The organism is Enhydrobacter sp., assembly GCA_025808875.1.
GTDB lineage: Bacteria > Pseudomonadota > Alphaproteobacteria > Reyranellales > Reyranellaceae > Reyranella.
The window spans coordinates 1,602,926-1,620,972 of sequence record CP075528.1; the positions used below are offsets into that span (position 1 = coordinate 1,602,926).

Genomic DNA, 18,047 nt, shown 5'->3' on the forward strand with positions numbered 1-18,047 from the left:
TCCCTCTTCTTGCTTCTTGTCCGCGGCTCCACAGGGCGCCCCGGCCGGAGGAATGATCCCTCCGGCCGAGGCATCCCACGGTCAGCGGATCGGCGGGGCGTACTGCAGGCCGCCCTGTGTCCACAGCCTGTTCACGCCGCGGTCGATGTTGAGGATGCTCTCCTTGCCGACGTTGCGGTCGAAGCTCTCGCCGTAGTTACCGACCTGCTTGACGATGTTGTAGACCCACTTCTCGTCGACCCCGAGCGCCTTGCCCATGCCCGGCGTGACGCCGAGGATGCGCTTGATGGTCGGGTTGTCGCTCTTCAGCATCTCGTCGACGTTCTTCGAGTTGATGCCGTACTCCTCCGCCTCGACCATGGCGAACAGTGCCCACTTCACGATGTCGCCGAACTGGTTGTCGCCGTGGCGCACGACCGGGCCGAGCGGCTCCTTGGAGATGATCTCCGGCAGCACGACGTAGTCCTCTGGCTTCTGCGGCGCCGGCACATTCGCCACGCGCACCGCGGCCAGCGCCGAGGCGTCCGTGGTGTAGACGTCGCAGCGGCCGGAGAAGAAGGCGGCGCGGATCTCGTCGGCCTTCTCGATCACGACCGGCTTGAACTGCATCTTGTTGGCGCGGAAGTAATCGGCGAGGTTGAGCTCGGTGGTCGTGCCCGGCGCGACGCAGACGGTGGCGCCATTCAGCTCCTTGGCGCTCTTCACGCCGAGCTTCTTGTTCACCATAAAGCCCTGGCCGTCGTAGTAGGTGACGCCGGTGAACTCGAGCCCGAGCGCGGTGTCGCGCGTCAGCGTCCAGGTCGTGTTGTTGCTGAGCATGTCGACCTCGCCCGATTGCAGGGCGGTGAAGCGCTGCTGCGAGGTCAACGGCACGTACTTGACCTTCTCGGCGTCGCCGAAGATGGCGGCCGAGACGGCGCGGCACACGTCGACGTTCAATCCCTTCCATTTGCCCTGGCTGTCGGCGAGCATGAATCCCGCCGTGCCGGTGCCGACGCCGCACAACAATGCGCCACGTGCCTTGACGGCGTCGAGATCCTTGCCGGCCAGCGCCGGCCCCGATGCCATGACGACGGCCAGACCGGCCGCGATTGTCGATGAAGCCTTCAGCATTCCCGCCTCCCTTATATTGCTCCCATGCCAAGTCTCTCCTGCGGGCGGCTTGCAATCAACAGGCCAAATGCGAACCGCCGCCCCTTTCGGGGCGGCGGTCCTGGCGTTTGGTGCCCGCCTCCGGTCGGGCGGACGGCTGGCAGGGGGCCGGCTCAGCGGATCGGCGGGGCGTACTGCAGGCCGCCTTGCGTCCACAGGGCGTTCTGGCCGCGGGCGATCTTGAGCGGGCTGCCCATGCCGACGTTGCGGTCGAAGCTCTCGCCGTAGTTACCGACCTGCTTGACGATGTTGTAGACCCACTTCTCGTCGACCCCGAGCGCCTTGCCCATGCCCGGCGTGACGCCGAGGATGCGCTTGATGGTCGGGTTGTCGCTCTTCAGCATCTCGTCGACGTTCTTCGAGTTGATGCCGTATTCCTCGGCCTCGAGCATCGCGAAATGGGTCCACTTCACGATGTCGCCGAACTGGTTGTCGCCATGGCGCACGACCGGGCCGAGCGGCTCCTTGGAGATGATCTCCGGCAGGATGACGTAGTCGTCCGGCGTCGGCGCGTTGGCGACGCGGGTGGCGTAGAGCCCTGAGGCGTCGGTCGTGAGGACGTCGCAGCGGCCGGCGAAGAAGGCGGCGCGCACTTCCTCGACCTTTTCGATCACGACCGGCTTGAACTGCATCTTGTTGGCACGGAAGTAGTCGGCGAGGTTGAGCTCGGTCGTCGTGCCGGGCTGCACGCAGACGGTGGCGCCGTTCAGCTCCTTGGCGCTCTTCACGCCGAGCTTCTTGTTCACCATGAAACCCTGGCCGTCGTAGTAGTTGACGCCCGTGAAGTCGAAGCCGAGCGCGGTGTCGCGCGTCAGCGTCCAGGTCGTGGTGCGGACCAGCAGGTCGACCTCGCCCGATTGCAGGGCGGTGAAGCGCTGCTGCGCGGTGGTCGGGACGAACTTGACCTTCTCGGCGTCGCCGAAGATGGCGACGGCGACGGCTTTGCAGTTGTCGACGTCGAGGCCAGCCCACTTGCCCTGGCTGTCGGCCTGGGCGAAGCCCGCCACACCGGTGGTCACGCCGCAGAGCAGGTGTCCGCGGGCCTTGACCGCGTCGAGATCCTTGCCGGCATGTGCCGTTCCGGCAGCACCGAGCAACGCGGCCGCGGCGATGCCTGCGGTCATCAGTTTGCTGTACATGAGATCCTTCCCTTGATGGTTTCCCTGTTGCCCCCGCGCACGGACGGTCGTGCCGCGCGGGCCGAGATGATGCATTGGTAAGCGATCAATCGGGAGCGCGCAACGCCACCCGGAGACATCGACAGAGTCTTACAGGCGGTCGAGGTTGCGCGCCGAGAAGGGGTTGCGGCTCCAGTCGTCGTTCCCCTGCAGGTTGGGGTAGCGGCCGTGCGACCGGGCCTTCCCGGAGACCTCGACGGCGGCGCGCACTTCCAGCTGCCACTGGCGGAACACGACCTGGGCGCCCGAACTCAGCAGGCTCGGGGCCTGAGACGAAAGATACGGCATCGGGTCGACGAACTGACCGTTGATGATCGCCGAAAAGTGCAGGTGCGGCCCGGTCGAACGGCCGGTCGAGCCGACGAAGCCGATGATGTCGCCCTTGCGCACCTGACTGCCGACCCGCAGGCCCGGTACGAAGCGCGACATGTGCGCGTAGAGGGTCTCGAAATTGTCGGCGTGGCTCAGCTTCACCGTTCGGCCGTAGTTGAAGTACCAATTCTGATGGGTGATTACGCCATCAGCCGCCGCCACGATCGGTTCGCCGGTCTTACCCTCGAAGTCGATGCCATTGTGGAATCCGCCGCCGGTGCGGCGGCCGTAGTAGCGCCGCACGCCGAATGGCGAGGAAACACGCGCGCCGGGCCGCGGCTCGCCCATCATCGTACCGCCGAGCCGGCGGCCTTCCTCGTCGAACCAGCCCTCGGGCTGGTCGGGCGGGGCGAACCACCAATAGGTGCGCTTGGTCGCGCCGTCGCTGACGTTGGCGTAGAGCACGCGGGTGAAGCCGTCGCCAGTGGTCCCTTTCACGAGCTCGACCTTGGCGGCGTTGGGTGCGAACCCGGCGAAGGCACGGGTCAGATCCTTGTAGACGGGGAGATCGGCGCCGCCGGGCAGGGCATTGCCGAGATTGGCCGGACTGCCGGCGCTGACCAGGACGACGGAGCCGGCGACCAGCGTACGGGCGCCCGGACCGACCGGGCCGATGGCGCTGGGCACCGAGGAAACGCGTTCATCGTCAGGCTCGGGAGCGGTTGTCTTGAGGGCTGCAGCCTGGGATTGGGTACTTTGCGCGGACGCGGTGGCTGCCGCCGCGGCGGCCGCGGCAGCGGCTGCAACCGCCGCCTGCTCGGCTTCGCGCTTGTTGTGCTCGGTCAGCCACTTTTCATTGAGTTTGTCGGCTTCGTTGTCGCCGGGGATCGGCTTGGTTGCCTTGCGGGAGACCTGTTTCTTGGTGGGCGCCTTGGGTTGGGCCCAAGCCTCGATTCCGGTCACGACCTGAAGGGAGGTGAACGCAACGGCGACAACGGCAAAAATGCCCGTCCGTCGCCAGCGTCCGGCGCGCCCCGCGCGCGTCGTCTCCAACGCCATCAGCCTCTCCCAGTCTTCATTGACCAAACAAACTCGACACGCTCGAGGCCAACAGCGACTCACCGACTTCCCCCATCGGTGTCCCCCACGGCAGCCCGCTGAGCCGATACTGGCCAGCGAATATCCACAAGTCCACCGAAAAGTTGCAAAAATGCAACACCCGAGATGAGGCTCTAAGTCGCTGACGCAGGCTCATATTCAGGCTAACCCTGCGGCCATGACCGACCCAATCGAGATCTTGATCCAAGGCCGCGCCCACGACCTCGGTGGTGGTTTCCCGGTGCGCCGGGTGCTGCCCAGCGTGAAGCGGCGTATGGTCGATCCGTTCATTTTCCTCGATCATTTCGGGCCGATGAACGTTCCGCCGGGCGGTGGCATGCAGGTGCGGCCGCATCCCCATATCGGCCTCGCCACCGTCAGCTATCTGTTCGAGGGCGGCATTTTCCATCGCGACAGCCTGGGCTTCGCCCAGGCGATCCGGCCGGGCGACGTCAACTGGATGACGGCCGGCAGTGGCATCGTCCACAGCGAACGCACCGAACCGGAGATGCGGCGCACCGGCTTTCGCATGCACGGTGTCCAGACCTGGGTGGCCTTGCCGAAGAGTCACGAGGAGACGGCACCGGCCTTCGAGCACATTCCCGCGGCACGCTTGCCGTCCTGGCACGAGGGCACGGCGTCGCTGCGCCTCGTCGTCGGCACCTATGGCGGGCGCACCGCGCCGACCACGCATTTCTCGCCGACCTTCTATGTCGGTGCCGACATGGCGGCGGGCGCGCGCATCGCCGTTTCGCCCGAGCACGCCGAGCGGGCGGTCTACGTCGCCCACGGCGAGGTGGCGATCGGCGATCGGATGCTGACGGCGAGCGACCTCGCCGTACTGACATCGGGTGCGGCCGTGCCGATGATCGCCGGCGCGAACGGCGCGAAGGCGATGCTGCTGGGCGGGGCGCCGATCGACGGCCCACGGCACATCTGGTGGAACTTCGTGTCGTCGTCGAAGGAGCGCATCGAAAAGGCCAAGGCCGACTGGCGCGACGGCCGCTTCGCCCGAGTGCCGGGCGACGACGAGTTCACGCCGCTGCCCGAAAGATAGCGTCCGCTACGCGGGCGGCGCCCAGCTCGTCTCCTCGTCGAGCGGGTAGACGGGCCGCGGCAGCTTGGTCCAGGCGAAGTTGGCCAGCACGGGCGAGGTCAGGCCGGGACAGTCGACTTCATAGACCTGTTGCGGCGGGAAGAACTCGTCGAAGCCGGCGCGGAAGTGGCCGCGACTCTTGACGACGACGACACGCGCCCGGGCGATGTCGATGCCGAACATCTCGAACTGCATCGGATCCATGCACTGGCAGCGATTGGAGATCACCGCCACGCGCACGCCGCCAAGATCGAGCAGCGCCGACGGACCCATGTCGGAGGACACGTTCCTGAGCACGCCGCGGCGACCGACGTACTTGCCGTCCGAGAGCTTCTCGACCTTGGCCTCGGCGTCGAAAGGCAGGGAGAATTCCTGGTGCTCCTCGCTGTTGAAGGAGGCGGTGAAGACCGCGCCCTCGCCGAGCGCATGCGCCCTGGCCGCCAGAGCCGCGTCGTTGAACACGCCCACCACGACGCCTTGCACACCGGCGCTCTTCAGCGCACGGAGCAGATAGGTGGTGTTACCGCGCCCGCCGCCGCCAGGATTGTCTGCGACGTCGGCCAGGATGATCGGCTTGCGGCGGCGGTCGCGTCCGACGGAGGCGGCGAGTTGCACGGCGTCGGCGAGCGACATCATCCCGCGCTTGAATCGCTCCTTGCTCGCCCAGCCGCGCCTGGCGATGTCGAGCGCCAGCTCGGCCGCAGCGGCACGGTTGCCGTTGCGCGCGGTGACGACGGCAGTGAGCCCGTTCTTGGGCGAATCGGCGTAGGCGAAGCCTGCCATCACCGACACGTTCAATATGTCGCCTCCCACCCTGCTCTGGCCGTACTTCACGAGATCGGCGTAGGGGCCCTTCGCCGTCAGCAGCGAGATCTGCGGCGGCACCAACGGCAGCTTCACCATCTCGATGGCGGTCGTCGCGCCGGCGAGGCATTCGCGCATGTGGCGGGCCGCTTCCACGCCGCGTTCGTATATGTCGGTATGCGGGTTCTCGAGATAGCCGACGAACACCGAGAGGTTGTTGGTCATCTTGCGCGAGACATTGGCGTGCAGGTCGAACGTGGCGATCACCGGCAGCGCCGGCCCGACGACCCGGCGGATGCTCTCGAACAGGTCGCCATCGGGATCGTCGGTGCCCTCGGCGAGGGCGGCGCCGTGGGCGGTCACGTAGACCGCGTCGAGCGGGAGCGACGCCTTCAGTCCGGCCTCGATCTCGATCAGGAACTCCTTGAAGAAGGCCTCGGCCACCGGTCCACCGGGTTGTGCCTGCGACACGCGGATCGGCACCGGCGTCCACGGGCCGCTGCGGTCCATTTCCGCGAAGAACCCGGGCAGGTCGGGCAGGGTGATGGAGGCGGCCGAACGTCCCTCGGCAACGATGCGGTTGCCGCGGATGTCGACGTCCTGCTCGAAATCGGCGGCGGTCGTGACGGGAGAGAAGCGATTGCACTCGATGGCGAATCCCAGCACGGCGATCCGCGGGTTCTCCCTGGACAACGTATCCTCCCTATCCCTGGAGGGCGAGGAAGCCCTCCACCAACCGATTGAAGGTAGCGGCGTCCTCGAAGTAAGGCGAGTGCCCGGCCTCTGCCATGAGCTGTGCATTGCCGCAGGGTAATGCGGCGGCGATGGCGCTGGCGAGGAACGGCGGGAAGACCACGTCGCGGCCGCCGGCGATCAGGAGCGTCGGCACGCGGAAGTCGGCCAGATCGCCGAGGGCGCGCGTCGCGATGCGGCGCAGGCCGGCGCGCAGCTTCTCCTTGTCGAGCGCACCGGCCATCTCGTCGATGCTCTTGTAGAGAAGGTGCAGCGCGGGCGCGCGCTCGGCGGCGCGCACACCCATCGCCGGATGCACGCCGCGGGCGAGCCCCTCGGCGATCTGCTTCTCCGCGTCGGCGAGCCAGGCGTCGTACTGCGCGCCGCCCGACGGGTCGCAATCGCGCCGGTCGAGTGTGCCCGATGTTGCGCTCAGCACCAGCGCCTTCACCCGCGTGCGCTGGGCGAGTGCATACTCCAGCATCGTCCAGCCGCCCATCGACTGGCCGACCAGCCGCACCTCGCCGAAACCGAGATGGCGGATCAGCGCGGCGAGGTCGTCGGCGAACTCCGCCGGATCGGGGCCGTCCGCGACCGGATCGGAGGGCGCGAAGCCGCGATGCGCGAAGGCGACGCAGGTGTAGCGAGGTGCGAAGTACGCGACCTGTTGCCACCAGCTCATCTGGTTGCCGCCCAAGCCATGGGCGAACACCAGGGCGGGCCCGCTGCCCGTCACCTCGTAGTGCAGACGGCCGAAGGGTCGCGCGAGCTTGCCCACGATGCGCTTCATGCGGTCTCCTGCGCGACGACCTCGGTCTGCGCCGCACCATAGCGAACGACCCGACCCTCACGTACGCCGAGAATCTGCCCGTTCGGCTCTTCCGGATCGGCCGCGCACAGCGCCGTGACGAGCCGGGCGACGGCGGCGAGATCGTCGCTGGCGCAGGCCACGGCATTCACCGCGATGCCCGATGCCGCAAGATCGTGCGCCGCCACGCGCGTCAGTGCGACCAGCCCGGCGCCGGCAGCGGCGCGCGCGGCGTCGCCGGGCACGGCATCCAGGGCCGCCGCATCGAGGAGATTGACGATGCGGCCGCCGCGGCCACGCCGGTGCATCGCTGCGATCGCCGCCTGCATCATGTGGAAGGCGGCGGAGAGGTCGTTGCGGATCACAGCTTCCCAGTCGCCCGGCTGCAGGTCGGGCAGGGGTGCGGCCCGGCGGATCGTGGCCGCATTGACGAGGATGTCGAGCCCGCCCAACCGTCGGGCCGCCAGTTCCACGAGTTGCTGCGCGGCGCCAGGAGAAGCGATGCTCTCGGTGAACGGCAAGGCCCGCGGTCCGATGGCCCGCGCCGCCGCGCGTGCCACCTCGGGATCGGCGCCGTCGCCGGCCGGCGACGTGCCGTTGTCGGCGACGACCAGGTTCACACCCTGCGTTGCCAATAGATCGGCGATGGCACGGCCGAGCCCTCGGCCACCGCCGGTCACGATGGCGATTCGCCCTGAGAGCACGGTCACATTTCTGCTCCGGTCTTGCGGCCGGCCCGTGCCATCTCGGCGGCGGTGTAGAAGGCGTCGGCGTGGATGTCATCGCGCCGCATGCCACGCCGCTCGAACAGCAGCGTCGCCGCCTCGACCATGGCCGGCGGCCCGGCGAGGTATGCCATGCAGCCGTCGAGATCGGCGAGGTCGGCGGCGGCCGCCTCATGGACGAGACCGCGCCGCAAATCCGTGTCGGCGCCTTCGCTCAGGACCGGCACGAAGCGCAGATTGGCGTGGCGCTCCGCCAGTCCGGCGAAGTGGTCGTGCAGGTAGAGGTCGCGCCGCTCGCGAACGCCGAAATAGAGATGGATGGGCTGCGGCAGGCCGAGCGCCAGGGCGTGCTCGACGATCGACTTGATCGGTGCCAGGCCCGAACCGCCGGCGACGGCGACGATCGGACCGCGATGACTCTCGCGCAGATGGGACGTGCCGAATGGCCCCTCGACGCGCACGGAATGGCCGACGGCGAGCCTCTCGGCGACATGCGCGCTGGCGCCACCGCTGGCCGTACGCCTGACGTGGAACTCGAGCATCGGATCGCCGGGCACGTTGGCCATCGAATAGTCGCGCGGCGGACAATCGCCGAAGGTCACGGAGGCGAACTGGCCGGCGGAGAAGGCGAGGGGACCGTCCGACTCGATCGCCAGCCGCACCCGCTTGATGTCGTGCGTAGCGTCGTCGAGTGCGGTGACGCGACACTGAAGAGTGCGACGCGGATGGGTGACGACGTCATCCTCTTCCAGCCAGGCGATCCTCGAATCGGCGCGCGCGACCGCGCGACAAGCGAGGAACAGGCCCCGGGCCCGCTCGTCGTCGCCCAGCGCGAAGTCGGAGTAGCCCGCCATCGCCACCTCGCCCTCGAGCAGGCGCGACTTGCAGGCACCGCAATTGCCCGACTGGCAGCCGAACGGATAGTCGATGCCGGCGGCGAGAGCGGCGTGCAACAGGAAGGCGCGGGGAGACACCTCGATGGTGCGGCCGGGCTGGACAATGCGAACCTTGAACGTCATGAAGGCGATACCGGGCGGGAAAATTGTTTGATCCCCAAACAATCGCGGTCTACCACTGCGGCTCATGGGGAGTCCACCTGCCAAGGCGCTCGATCGCGGCCTGCTGCCGGGCCTGCTGGGATATGCGTTGCGTCGCACGCAGTCGGCGGTGTTCGGCGACTTTGCCGCGACCTTCGCACAGGCGGGCGAGGCACTGACGCCGGGCGAGTTCGGCCTGCTCGTGCTGGTCGATCGCAATCCCGGACTAAGCCAGATGGCGCTGGCCCGCGCGCTGGGAATCGATCGCTCGACCCTGGTCCCCATCCTCAACCGCCTGCAGACACGTGGCTTCCTCGTCCGTCGGCGCTCGCCGACCGACGGCCGCACCCATGCGCTTGCCCTCACGCCGCCGGGCGAGAAGGCGCTCGAACGCTTCGCCCGTCTGGTGCGCCAGCACGAGAAGCGCATCTCGGCGCGCCTTTCGGCGGCCGAAACGCGCTCGCTGATCGAGCTGCTCGGCAAGGTGCGCAACGGCGCGCGTTCGCTATAGTCCGCGCCCCATGACGTCCAGCCATCCCGACTTCGCCAACGTCGCGCGCGATTCGCTCACCGACGCCGACATGCTGGCCTTGCTCCGGACCAATACTCCCGGCCCGGTTAAACTGCTCAACGGCGAGGTTCTCGATCTCGAATCGGCGCGCGGCACCTGCCGCATGCGCTTCGAGATCGTGCCGGGCTTTTGCCATTCCGGTGGCAGGATCTGCCAGGGCGGATTCCTCACCGGCATGGTCGACTCGGCGATGGCGCACGCGGCGATGGCGAGGGGCAAGCTTGCCGTCGCCGTGCCGACGCTCGAGCTGAAGATGAGCTTCTTCGAAGCCGCCGGCCCCGGTTTCGTCGTCGCCGAGGGCCGCGTCATGCGTTGGGGCGGCTCGGTCGGCTTCCTCGATGGCGACATCAGGGACGAACAGGGCCGCCTCATCGTCCACGCCACCTCCACCATCAAGATCGTGCGGCCGAAGGCTCGACCGTAGCCCTTCGGGTCACGCATTCCTGTGTCCGATCACATCGGCGAGCGGCGCGGCGAGACCTGTCGAGTCCTTCGGCCCCGGCCGGCGGTAGGTACCGGCCGTCGCCTTGCGCGGCTTCAGACGTACCAACCCCTCGGCCATCACGACGGCGGCCTGAATGCCGTCGACCAGCGGTACCGGCACGCGGTCGCGCACCTTGGTGGCGAGGCCCGCGAGCGGCGCGCCGGCCAGGATGACGACATCGGCGCCGTTCTCCGCAACGGTGCGGTTGGCGAGGTCGACGAGCAGCTGCTCCTTCTCTTCCTGCACCTCGTCGATCGACCGGAAGGACTGGTCGAGCATGCGGATGGCGGCGCAGCGGCTGGTCATGCCGTGCCAGTCGACGATCTCGGCGAACCACGGTTCGAGCGACTTGGAGAAGCTCACGATCGAGAAGGAGCGGCCGAGCGTGCAGGCCACCAGCATCGCCGCCTCGGCCATGCCGACCACGGGAAAGTCGAACAGCTCTCGCGCGCCGCCGAGCCCCGGATCGCCGAAGGCGGCGACGATGGCGGCATCCATCGTGCCGCGTCGCTCGGCCAGCATCTCCAGCATGACGGCCGAGCCGATCGCCGCCTCGGCCCGCGTGGCGATGTAGGGCACGCCGCGCGGCGCGGTCATGGCGATCAGCTCCGTGCCCACGCTGGCCACCAGCCTGCCGGAATCGATCAGGCGCTGCGTGACGCCGGCCGAAGTGTTGGGATTGGCGACGAGGATTTTCATGGTGTGACCTGCGCAAGTTCCATGCCGGGTCAACCGCCCTTCAGGCGCGCCACTTCGTCCTCCAGCTCCTTGATGCGCTGCACGAGCTTGTCGATCCCGGGGGCGATTTCGGCTTCGGAATAACGCGGCACGATGTGCTGTCGGCAGTTGATGTCCCAAGCCTCGAGCGCGAAGACGATCGCGCGCTGCGGCTTCGCCCGATAGGACGGATCGACCAGCCGCTCCATCAACTCGAGGTCGCCCTCGACCGCACGGGCGCGGCCCCACAGCTTGACCCGCTGTTGGGTGGCGAAGTGCGGGATGAAGATGTGGGCGCGGTCGTTTTCCTTCAGATGCCCGAGCGTGATGTACTGGCGATTGCCGGCGAAGTCGGCGAAGGCGAGCGTATGGGTGCCGATGGTCTTGAGGAAGCCGGGCGGCCCGCCGCGATGCTGCAGGTAAGGCCGGCCATCGAGACTTGCCGTCGCCATGAAGAAGGTGTCGACGGCGGCGAGAAATTTCCGGAGATCGTCGGTGATCTCCGTCTTCCAGTCGCGACCCTCGAAGCTCGCGCGCGAGCCGAGGCGCTCCTGCTCCGCCTTGACCGCGGCCGAGAACAGGACGTCTTCGGCGCCGCTCACGGTTACTCCAACTTCTTGCCGAGCTGGCCGGCGACTTCCTGGATGAACTGCCAGGCGACGCGGCCCGAGCGCGAGCCGCGCGTGACCGACCATTCGATCGCCTGCTTGCGCAAGGTCTCGACCGGCACGCCGAGTCCGTAGTGCTCGGCATAGGCCTCGATCATGGCGAAGAAGGTATCCTGGTCGGCGTTGTGGAAACCGAGCCACAGGCCGAAGCGGTCCGACAGCGAGACCTTCTCCTCGACCGCCTCGGAGGGATTGATCGCCGTCGAGCGCTCGTTCTCGATCATGTCGCGCGGCATCAGGTGGCGGCGGTTGGACGTGGCATAGAAGACCACGTTGTCGGGCCGGCCCTCGATGCCGCCCTCGAGCACGGCCTTCAGCGACTTGTAGGCGGCGTCTTGGCCGTCGAACGAGAGATCGTCGCAGAACACGACGAAGCGGCGCCTGCTGTCGCGCACGCGGCTGAGCAGCGCGGGCAGGGAGGGGATGTCCTCGCGATGGATCTCCACCAGGGCCAGCGGACCGGGCGGGCCGCCCAGCTCGCGGTTCACATGCGCGTGCACCGCCTTGACGATCGAGCTCTTGCCGGCGCCGCGCGAACCCCAGAGCAAGGCGTTGTTGGCCGGCAGTCCCGTGGCGAAGCGCCGGGTGTTCTCGAGCAGGGTCGCCTTCTGGTGGTCGACGCCCTTGAGCAGGTCGATGCTCACGCGGTTGACCCGGGCGACCGCCTCCAGCCGGTGCCCGGCAGCGTGCCAGACATAGGCCTCGGCCGCGGCCATGTCGGCGCTGGCCGGGGCAGCCGGGGCGAGCCGATCGAGGGCTTCGGCGATGCGTGAAAGCGCGGCTTTAAGGTCTTGATCCATCGTTGCCCGGAGCATGAAAGGGGGCGACCATATCGCCCGGGGCGCGCGTTGCAAAGACGCCGTCAGCCGCTATAGTCCGCGCGCTTTTTCGGCGGCCGGAAGGAATCGGAGCAGGCGATGATCATATCCCAAGCATGGGCGCAGAGCGGCGGCGGTGGCAGTGGCGACTTCCTCGTCCAGCTCTTCCCGCTGATCCTCATCTTCATCGTCTTCTACTTCCTGCTGATCCGTCCGCAGCAGCAGAAGATGAGGGCGCAGCGCGAGATGCTGTCCGGCGTCAAGCGCGGCGACCGGGTGGTCACCGGCGGCGGCATCATCGGCCTCGTGACCAAGGTGATCTCCGACAACGAGGTCCAGGTCGAACTGGCCGACGGCGTGCGGGTGCGCATCGTCAAGCAGACCATCACCGACATCGTCGCGCGCGGCGAATCGGTGCGCGGCCCCAAGGAGTCGGAAGAGGACGACAAGCCCATGCTGCCGCCGGCCCCGCCGGCGTCGGAGCGCAGGAGCCTGCTCGGCAGCCTGTTCGGCGGCGGCAGGAAATAGCCGCATTGTCCGCATAGCAGGTCGGAATGCTCAATCTCCCGCGCTGGCAGAACATCGTCATCATCGCCATCACGGTGCTGTCGGGGATATTCGCGCTGCCCAACCTGCTGCCGGCCGCGGTGCTCGACGCACTGCCGGGCTGGTACAGCCAGAGCCGCATCAATCTCGGCCTCGATCTGCGCGGCGGTGCGCACTTCTTGCTCGAGGCCGATCTGCGCGGCGTCATCAACGAGCGGCTCACCAACCTTTCGGATTCGCTGCGCGGCGAGCTGCGCAAGCAGCAGGTCGGCTACCGTGACGTCACCGTCGAGCCCGGCCGCGCCGTCGTCGTCAACCTGCGCGAGGAGGGGCAGCGCGCCAGGGCGATCGAGGCGATCCGCACGCTCGATCCGGCGCTGGCGATCTCCGGCGAGGGCGGCACGATCCGCATCGCCTATTCCGACCAGGACCTGTTCCGCCGCAAGAAGGAAGTGATCGACCAGTCGATCGAGATCCTGCGCCGCCGCGTCGACGAGACCGGCACGCTCGAGCCCACGATCGTGCGCCAGGGCGACGAGCGCATCCTGCTGCAGGTGCCGGGCATCAAGGACACGTCCGATCTGAAGCGCAAGATCAACCAGACGGCCAAGCTCACCTTCCACCTCGTCAACGAGGACGTGGCGGCGACCGGCCAGAACATTCCGCCGACTTTGCCGCCGACGACCTATCTGGTGCCGACGCGCGAGGGCATGCAGGCGTTGCGCGCCACCAATCCGAAGGCCTGGGAAGACATCCAGTCCGCCAACCCGCGGCCCGGGCCGGAGCAGATCTGCCGGCGCTACCAGCCGCAGTGTCTGCCGGTGTTCAAGAGGGTCGTGGTCGGCGGCGAGGATCTCGACGACGCCCGCGCCACCTTCGAGCAGCAGCAGGGCGGCCGGCCGATCATCTCCTTCACCTTCAATTCGGCCGGCGGCCGGGCCTTCTGCGCCGCCACGCGCGCCAACATCGGCAAGCGGCTCGCCATCCAGCTCGACAACGAGATCATCAGCGCGCCCGTCGTGCAGAGCGCGATCTGCGGCGGCAGCGGCATCATCACCGGCCAGTTCACGACGCAGCAGACGCAGGAGCAGGCGTTGCTGCTGCGTTCCGGCGCGCTGCCCGCGACGCTCACCATCATCGAGGAGCGCACGGTGGGCGCCGACCTCGGCGCCGACGCCATCCGCGCCGGCACGGTCGCGGCGATCGTCGGCATCATCCTGGTCGCGGTGTTCATGTTCGTCGCCTACGGACCGGTATTCGGTGGCTTCGCCAACCTCGCCGTGGTGGTGAACCTCATGATGGTGTTCGCCGGCATGTCGGTTCTGGGCGCCTCGCTCACACTCCCGGGCATCGCCGGCCTGGTGCTGACCGTCGGCATGGCGGTCGATTCCAACGTGCTGATCTACGAGCGGGTGCGCGAAGAGAAGGCGCTCGGCCGCTCTGCCTTCAGCTCGCTCGCCACGGGCTACGAACGCGCCATGTCCGCCATCATCGACGCCAACCTGACGACGTTGGTCGCCGGCGTCCTGATGTTCAGCTTCGGATCCGGCCCGATCCGCGGCTTCGCGACGACCCTGTCGCTCGGCCTGCTGACCACGATGTTCAGCGCGACGATCTTCACCCGCATGCTGCTGGCGGCGTGGGTGCGCTGGCGGCGCCCGACCGAGCTGGTGATCTGAGGCCGCCATGCTGTGGAAACCGGTCCGACTCTTCACCTTCAAGCGGAAGTTCGACTTCCTGCGGTATCGCAAGGCCGCCTTGGTCATATCGAGCCTGATCAATGTCGCCGCACTGGTCGGCGCCTTCACCGTCGGCCTCAATTTCGGCATCGACTTCAGGGGCGGCATCGCCATCCAGGCCAAGGCGCGCGACGGCGTCGCCCAGCTCGACGCCCTGCGCGCGACGGTCGGCAACCTGAACGTCGGCGAAGTCGCGCTCCAGGAGTTCGGCGATCCCAGCACGGCCCTGATCCGCGTGCAGCGGCAGGATGCCGGACCGCAATGCGTCGCCGGCGCCCAGCGGATCCTGCAGAAACGTGCCGGGCCCGACTGGCGGGTCGCGCCGGGGGCCGCCGGCACCGGCGACGTGCTGTTCACCGCGCCGTCGGCGCTCGATTCGACCGGCTGGCGCGACGCGGTGAGCCGGGTCGGGTTGACGGTCCAGGAGCGGCTGCTGCCGCGCGGCGCCAACACCACGGCGAAGGTCGACATGACCGTCGACCAGCAGGCCGAATGGTGCCAGCAGGTGGCGATCAAGCTGGTCGAGGATGCGATCGGCGACAGATACGAGATCGCCGGCACCGAGTCGGTCGGACCCAAGATCGGCGCCGAGCTGATGGAAACCGGAATCTGGGCGGTGCTCGCCACCATGGCGGCGATCGCGCTCTACGTCTGGTTCCGCTTCGAATGGCAGTTCGCCGTCGCGGCCCTGGTCGCCATGCTGCACGACGTGTTGTCGACCATCGGCCTGTTCGTGCTGCTGCAACTCGACTTCAACCTGGCGGCGCTGGCCGCCGTGCTGACCATCGCCGGCTATTCGATCAACGACACCGTCGTGGTCTTCGACCGCGTGCGCGAGAACATGCGCCGCTACAAGAAGCTCGGCCTGGTCGACCTGCTCAATCTCAGCCTCAACGAGACGCTGGCGCGCACCTTGATGACGTCGGCCACCGTCTTCGTGGCGATCCTGGCGCTGGTGCTGTTCGGCGGGCCGGTCCTCGCCAGCTTCTCGGTGGCGATGTTGTGGGGCGTCATCGTCGGTGTCTACTCGACGGTCTGGATCGCCTGCGCGGCGCTGGTCTACATGAACTTCAGGCCCGAGCAGCTGCGGCCCAAGGAAGAGGCCGAGAAGGCCGAGGCATGATGCCGCCGCGGCAGGACGGGCCTTCGGACAAGTCCCTGCCGACGCCCGACCCCGCGCAGGTGCAGCTGATCCGCGGCTACGGACCCGGCCGCTTCCTGATCGGCGAGCGCGAGTGGCGCGAGCCGGTGGTCGTCGCGCCGGCCGAAACGCGCGCCTGGCCGGTCGCGAGTGCCGAGGAGTTGTCGCCCGATACGATCGGCGGGCTGCCCGGCGTAGAGCTGCTGGTGGTCGGCTGCGGCGCGCGCACCGTCTTCGTGCCGCCCGACCGGCGCCAGGCGTTCAAGGCGGGCGGCGTGGCGCTGGAGGTCGTGGAAACAGGCGCGGCGTGCCGCATCTACAACGTGCTGCTCGCCGAGGGACGGCGGGTGGCGGCGGCCCTGATTCCGCTATGATGTCGCTCGAACTCTATCTCGCCTTCATCGCCGCGACCGCGGTCCTGATGATCGTCCCCGGGCCGAACGTGGCACTGATCGTGGCCAACAGCATTGCCCATGGCACGCGCTATGGACTGCTGACCGTGGCCGCCACCTCGACCGCGGTGGTGATCCATCTCATCCTGACCGTGATCGGGGCGACCGCCGCGCTGAACGTCCTCGCCGCGAGTTTCGACTGGCTGCGCTGGGCCGGCGTCGCCTACCTGATCTGGCTCGGTATCGCCGCCTGGCGCGCACCGCCCGACGATCTGTCGGCGACCCGGCCGCAGGATCGGTCGGCGCGCCTGATCTGGGCGCGCGGATTCCTGGTCGGGCTCACCAACCCGAAGACGCTGCTGTTCTACGGTGCCTTTTTCCCGCAGTTCATCGAGCCCGGGCCGACGGCCGCCGATCAGCTCCTGCTGCTGGCCGTCACCTTTCTCGGCGTGGCGATCGTGTTCGACGGTACCTGGGCGATCCTGGCCGGAAGACTGCGCGCGCTGCTCGTCGTGCACGCCAGGCTGCGCAACCGCCTGACCGGCGGGCTGCTGGTCGGCGCCAGCGTCGGGCTGGCGCTGGCGCGGCGGCCCTGACCGCAAAAAGAAAGAGGGGCCCCGCAGGGCCCCTCTCTGGATCGAGTCGCGTCGCGATCAAATCGGCGCGTTCTGCTGCGCCACCATGCAGTAGAGCATGCCGATTGAGAACATGGTGTTGAAGCGGCTGGCATACAGCGCCGGCTTGGCTGCCGCCGCCTTCTGCTCGGCTGTGGCCTCGACCAGGCCCAGGATCTTCTGCTGGTTCGGCCAAATGATGAACCAGACGTTGAAGGCCATGATCAGCGCCATCCACATGCCGACGCCGATCATGATGAAGCCCTTCTGCAGGGTCAGCGCCGAGACGATGTAGCCCAGCATCCAGGCCAGCAGCAGGCCGGTGACGACCGTCGCGAGCGCGGCGTAGCGGAAGTAGAGGAGCACGTTGGGGGCGATGAACTTGGTGATCGCCGCGCGATGCTCGACCGGCTGGATGGTCGGCATGGTCGGAACCTGCACGAAGTTGAGGTACCAGAGCAGGCCAATCCACAGCACGCCGCTGATCACATGGAACCAGCGCATCAGGACGGTTGACCAGGCATGGTCGATGGCCACCATCTGGCCGGAGGCCAGGCCCGCGGCGACGACGATGATGATGAAGAGCACGATCCCCGCGATGACGGTGCGACCGGGTGATGTGAAGATGGCACCCATGTCCGTATTTCCCTTTATCTTGTTGAGAGGACTGGAGAATCCCGTGCATCATACTTTAGTCGCAATGGCCGCTGCGTTCAACGGTCGCAGCACGGATTGATCCCCATCAATGACGTCCGCCGCCGACTATCGCGCCCCCGATGCGGCGCACCGCTACGTGCTCGACCTCGTGCGCGCCGAGGATCGCGACCGCTTCCTCGCGGCGTTGTTTGCACCCGAGCCCATGCGCCGTGACCTGCTGGCGATTCTCGCCTTCGATCACGAGCTGGCGCGCACGCGCCTCGTCGCACGGGAGCCGATGCTGGCGCGCATCCGCCTTGAGTGGTGGCGCGAGGCGGCAAACGAGGCGGCCGGCATCGGCCGGCCGCGCGCCCAGCCCACGGTCGAATCGCTGAGCGAAACTGTGCGGCGGCATGGCTTGAGCGCCGACAAACTCGTCGCCCTGATCGACGCCCGCGAGGAAGAGATCGACGGCCCGCTCGATGTCGTGCGCGCCGGGCATGCGCTCGCCGACCTGCAACTCGCGGTGTTGGCGCTCGAGGGCGCGCCGACGCGCCGCGCCGCGCGGGCCGTCGCGACGGCCTGGCTGATGGGCGAAGGGTCCGAGCGCGAGGCGCTGGTCGCCGAGGCGCGGGCGCTGCGCCGCGACGTCGATCCGGCGGCGCTGCCCATCCTGCTGCCGGCGCTTTCGCTCGGCGGCGCGAGCCCGGCGCTGCGCCCGCTCGCCTATTGGTGGGCGGTCAGGCGCGGGAGATACTGACGCAGGAACGTGGAGGCAA

General features: G+C 68.0%; 20 protein-coding genes. 9 read left to right on the forward strand and 11 right to left on the reverse strand.

Going from position 1 to position 18,047, the window contains the following annotated elements:
* Nucleotides 1-81 precede the first annotated feature (81 nt).
* The 3 genes from KIT25_08050 to KIT25_08060 all read right to left on the reverse strand — a co-directional run bounded on the left by KIT25_08050 (nt 82) and on the right by KIT25_08060 (nt 3,701).
* Entirely contained in the window at nt 82-1,113 is a 1,032-nt protein-coding gene (locus KIT25_08050; protein ID UYN96864.1) for an amino acid ABC transporter substrate-binding protein, read from the reverse strand.
* Nucleotides 1,114-1,265: 152 nt separating this feature from the next.
* Nucleotides 1,266-2,291 carry an amino acid ABC transporter substrate-binding protein gene (locus KIT25_08055; GenBank protein UYN96865.1) on the reverse strand — a complete coding sequence of 342 codons (1,026 nt, stop codon included), beginning with the start codon at nt 2,289-2,291 and terminating at the stop codon, nt 1,266-1,268.
* 129 nt (nt 2,292-2,420) lie between these two features.
* Nucleotides 2,421-3,701, reverse strand: a complete 1,281-nt coding sequence (locus KIT25_08060) for a M23 family metallopeptidase (protein UYN96866.1) — start codon at nt 3,699-3,701, stop codon at nt 2,421-2,423.
* 217 nt (nt 3,702-3,918) lie between these two features.
* Here KIT25_08060 and KIT25_08065 point away from each other — a divergent pair, with 217 nt between their 5' ends.
* Nucleotides 3,919-4,797, forward strand: a complete 879-nt coding sequence (locus tag KIT25_08065) for a pirin family protein (GenBank protein UYN96867.1) — start codon at nt 3,919-3,921, stop codon at nt 4,795-4,797.
* A 6-nt stretch (nt 4,798-4,803) separates the two neighbouring features.
* Here the strand turns inward: KIT25_08065 and KIT25_08070 are convergent, their stop codons facing one another.
* Genes KIT25_08070 through KIT25_08085 form a run of 4 tightly spaced genes read right to left on the reverse strand, consistent with a single transcriptional unit; the run spans nt 4,804 to nt 8,924 of the window.
* Complete coding sequence (locus KIT25_08070) at nt 4,804-6,333, reverse strand: M81 family metallopeptidase (protein UYN96868.1); 1,530 nt, start codon at nt 6,331-6,333, stop codon at nt 4,804-4,806.
* 10 nt (nt 6,334-6,343) lie between these two features.
* Nucleotides 6,344-7,162, reverse strand: a complete 819-nt coding sequence (locus tag KIT25_08075) for an alpha/beta hydrolase (protein UYN96869.1) — start codon at nt 7,160-7,162, stop codon at nt 6,344-6,346.
* Nucleotides 7,159-7,890: an SDR family NAD(P)-dependent oxidoreductase gene (locus tag KIT25_08080; protein ID UYN96870.1), complete on the reverse strand. Its 732-nt coding sequence runs from the start codon at nt 7,888-7,890 to the stop codon at nt 7,159-7,161. Before KIT25_08080 ends, KIT25_08075 begins: the two co-directional genes overlap by 4 nt.
* Nucleotides 7,887-8,924: a 2Fe-2S iron-sulfur cluster binding domain-containing protein gene (locus KIT25_08085; GenBank protein ID UYN96871.1), complete on the reverse strand. Its 1,038-nt coding sequence runs from the start codon at nt 8,922-8,924 to the stop codon at nt 7,887-7,889. The genes KIT25_08080 and KIT25_08085 overlap by 4 nt, the downstream gene beginning before the upstream one ends.
* A gap of 64 nt (nt 8,925-8,988) precedes the next feature.
* Here KIT25_08085 and KIT25_08090 point away from each other — a divergent pair, with 64 nt between their 5' ends.
* On the forward strand, nt 8,989-9,453 hold the full coding sequence (locus KIT25_08090) for a MarR family transcriptional regulator (protein ID UYN96872.1): 465 nt from the start codon (nt 8,989-8,991) through the stop codon (nt 9,451-9,453).
* A gap of 10 nt (nt 9,454-9,463) precedes the next feature.
* Nucleotides 9,464-9,937: a PaaI family thioesterase gene (locus KIT25_08095; protein ID UYN96873.1), complete on the forward strand. Its 474-nt coding sequence runs from the start codon at nt 9,464-9,466 to the stop codon at nt 9,935-9,937.
* A gap of 9 nt (nt 9,938-9,946) precedes the next feature.
* Here KIT25_08095 and KIT25_08100 read toward each other — a convergent pair whose 3' ends face one another.
* From KIT25_08100 to KIT25_08110, 3 genes are read right to left on the reverse strand one after another with little or no spacing between them, the layout of a single operon-like run.
* Complete coding sequence (locus KIT25_08100; GenBank protein ID UYN96874.1) at nt 9,947-10,696, reverse strand: hydantoin racemase; 750 nt, start codon at nt 10,694-10,696, stop codon at nt 9,947-9,949.
* A 29-nt stretch (nt 10,697-10,725) separates the two neighbouring features.
* Nucleotides 10,726-11,316, reverse strand: a complete 591-nt coding sequence (locus tag KIT25_08105) for a pyridoxamine 5'-phosphate oxidase family protein (protein UYN96875.1) — start codon at nt 11,314-11,316, stop codon at nt 10,726-10,728.
* Between the two features lie 2 nt (nt 11,317-11,318).
* Nucleotides 11,319-12,182 carry an ATP-binding protein gene (locus KIT25_08110; protein ID UYN96876.1) on the reverse strand — a complete coding sequence of 288 codons (864 nt, stop codon included), beginning with the start codon at nt 12,180-12,182 and terminating at the stop codon, nt 11,319-11,321.
* A gap of 117 nt (nt 12,183-12,299) precedes the next feature.
* Between KIT25_08110 and yajC the strand changes: the two genes are divergently transcribed.
* The 5 genes from yajC to KIT25_08135 are packed head-to-tail and all read left to right on the forward strand — an operon-like array spanning nt 12,300 to nt 16,614.
* The gene (gene yajC, locus KIT25_08115; GenBank protein UYN96877.1) at nt 12,300-12,728 is read left to right on the forward strand and encodes a preprotein translocase subunit YajC; all 429 of its coding nucleotides are present in this window, start codon (nt 12,300-12,302) and stop codon (nt 12,726-12,728) included.
* A gap of 26 nt (nt 12,729-12,754) precedes the next feature.
* Complete coding sequence (gene secD / locus KIT25_08120) at nt 12,755-14,425, forward strand: protein translocase subunit SecD (GenBank protein ID UYN96878.1); 1,671 nt, start codon at nt 12,755-12,757, stop codon at nt 14,423-14,425.
* A gap of 7 nt (nt 14,426-14,432) precedes the next feature.
* Complete coding sequence (gene secF, locus KIT25_08125; protein UYN96879.1) at nt 14,433-15,608, forward strand: protein translocase subunit SecF; 1,176 nt, start codon at nt 14,433-14,435, stop codon at nt 15,606-15,608.
* Nucleotides 15,605-16,000 carry an Mth938-like domain-containing protein gene (locus KIT25_08130; protein ID UYN96880.1) on the forward strand — a complete coding sequence of 132 codons (396 nt, stop codon included), beginning with the start codon at nt 15,605-15,607 and terminating at the stop codon, nt 15,998-16,000. The genes secF and KIT25_08130 overlap by 4 nt, the downstream gene beginning before the upstream one ends.
* Complete coding sequence (locus KIT25_08135) at nt 15,997-16,614, forward strand: LysE family translocator (GenBank protein ID UYN96881.1); 618 nt, start codon at nt 15,997-15,999, stop codon at nt 16,612-16,614. Before KIT25_08130 ends, KIT25_08135 begins: the two co-directional genes overlap by 4 nt.
* A 57-nt stretch (nt 16,615-16,671) precedes the next feature.
* Here the strand turns inward: KIT25_08135 and KIT25_08140 are convergent, their stop codons facing one another.
* Nucleotides 16,672-17,268, reverse strand: a complete 597-nt coding sequence (locus KIT25_08140) for a urate hydroxylase PuuD (GenBank protein UYN96882.1) — start codon at nt 17,266-17,268, stop codon at nt 16,672-16,674.
* A 109-nt stretch (nt 17,269-17,377) separates the two neighbouring features.
* Here KIT25_08140 and KIT25_08145 point away from each other — a divergent pair, with 109 nt between their 5' ends.
* Entirely contained in the window at nt 17,378-18,028 is a 651-nt protein-coding gene (locus KIT25_08145; protein UYN96883.1) for a squalene/phytoene synthase family protein, read from the forward strand.
* Nucleotides 18,029-18,047 lie beyond the last annotated feature (19 nt).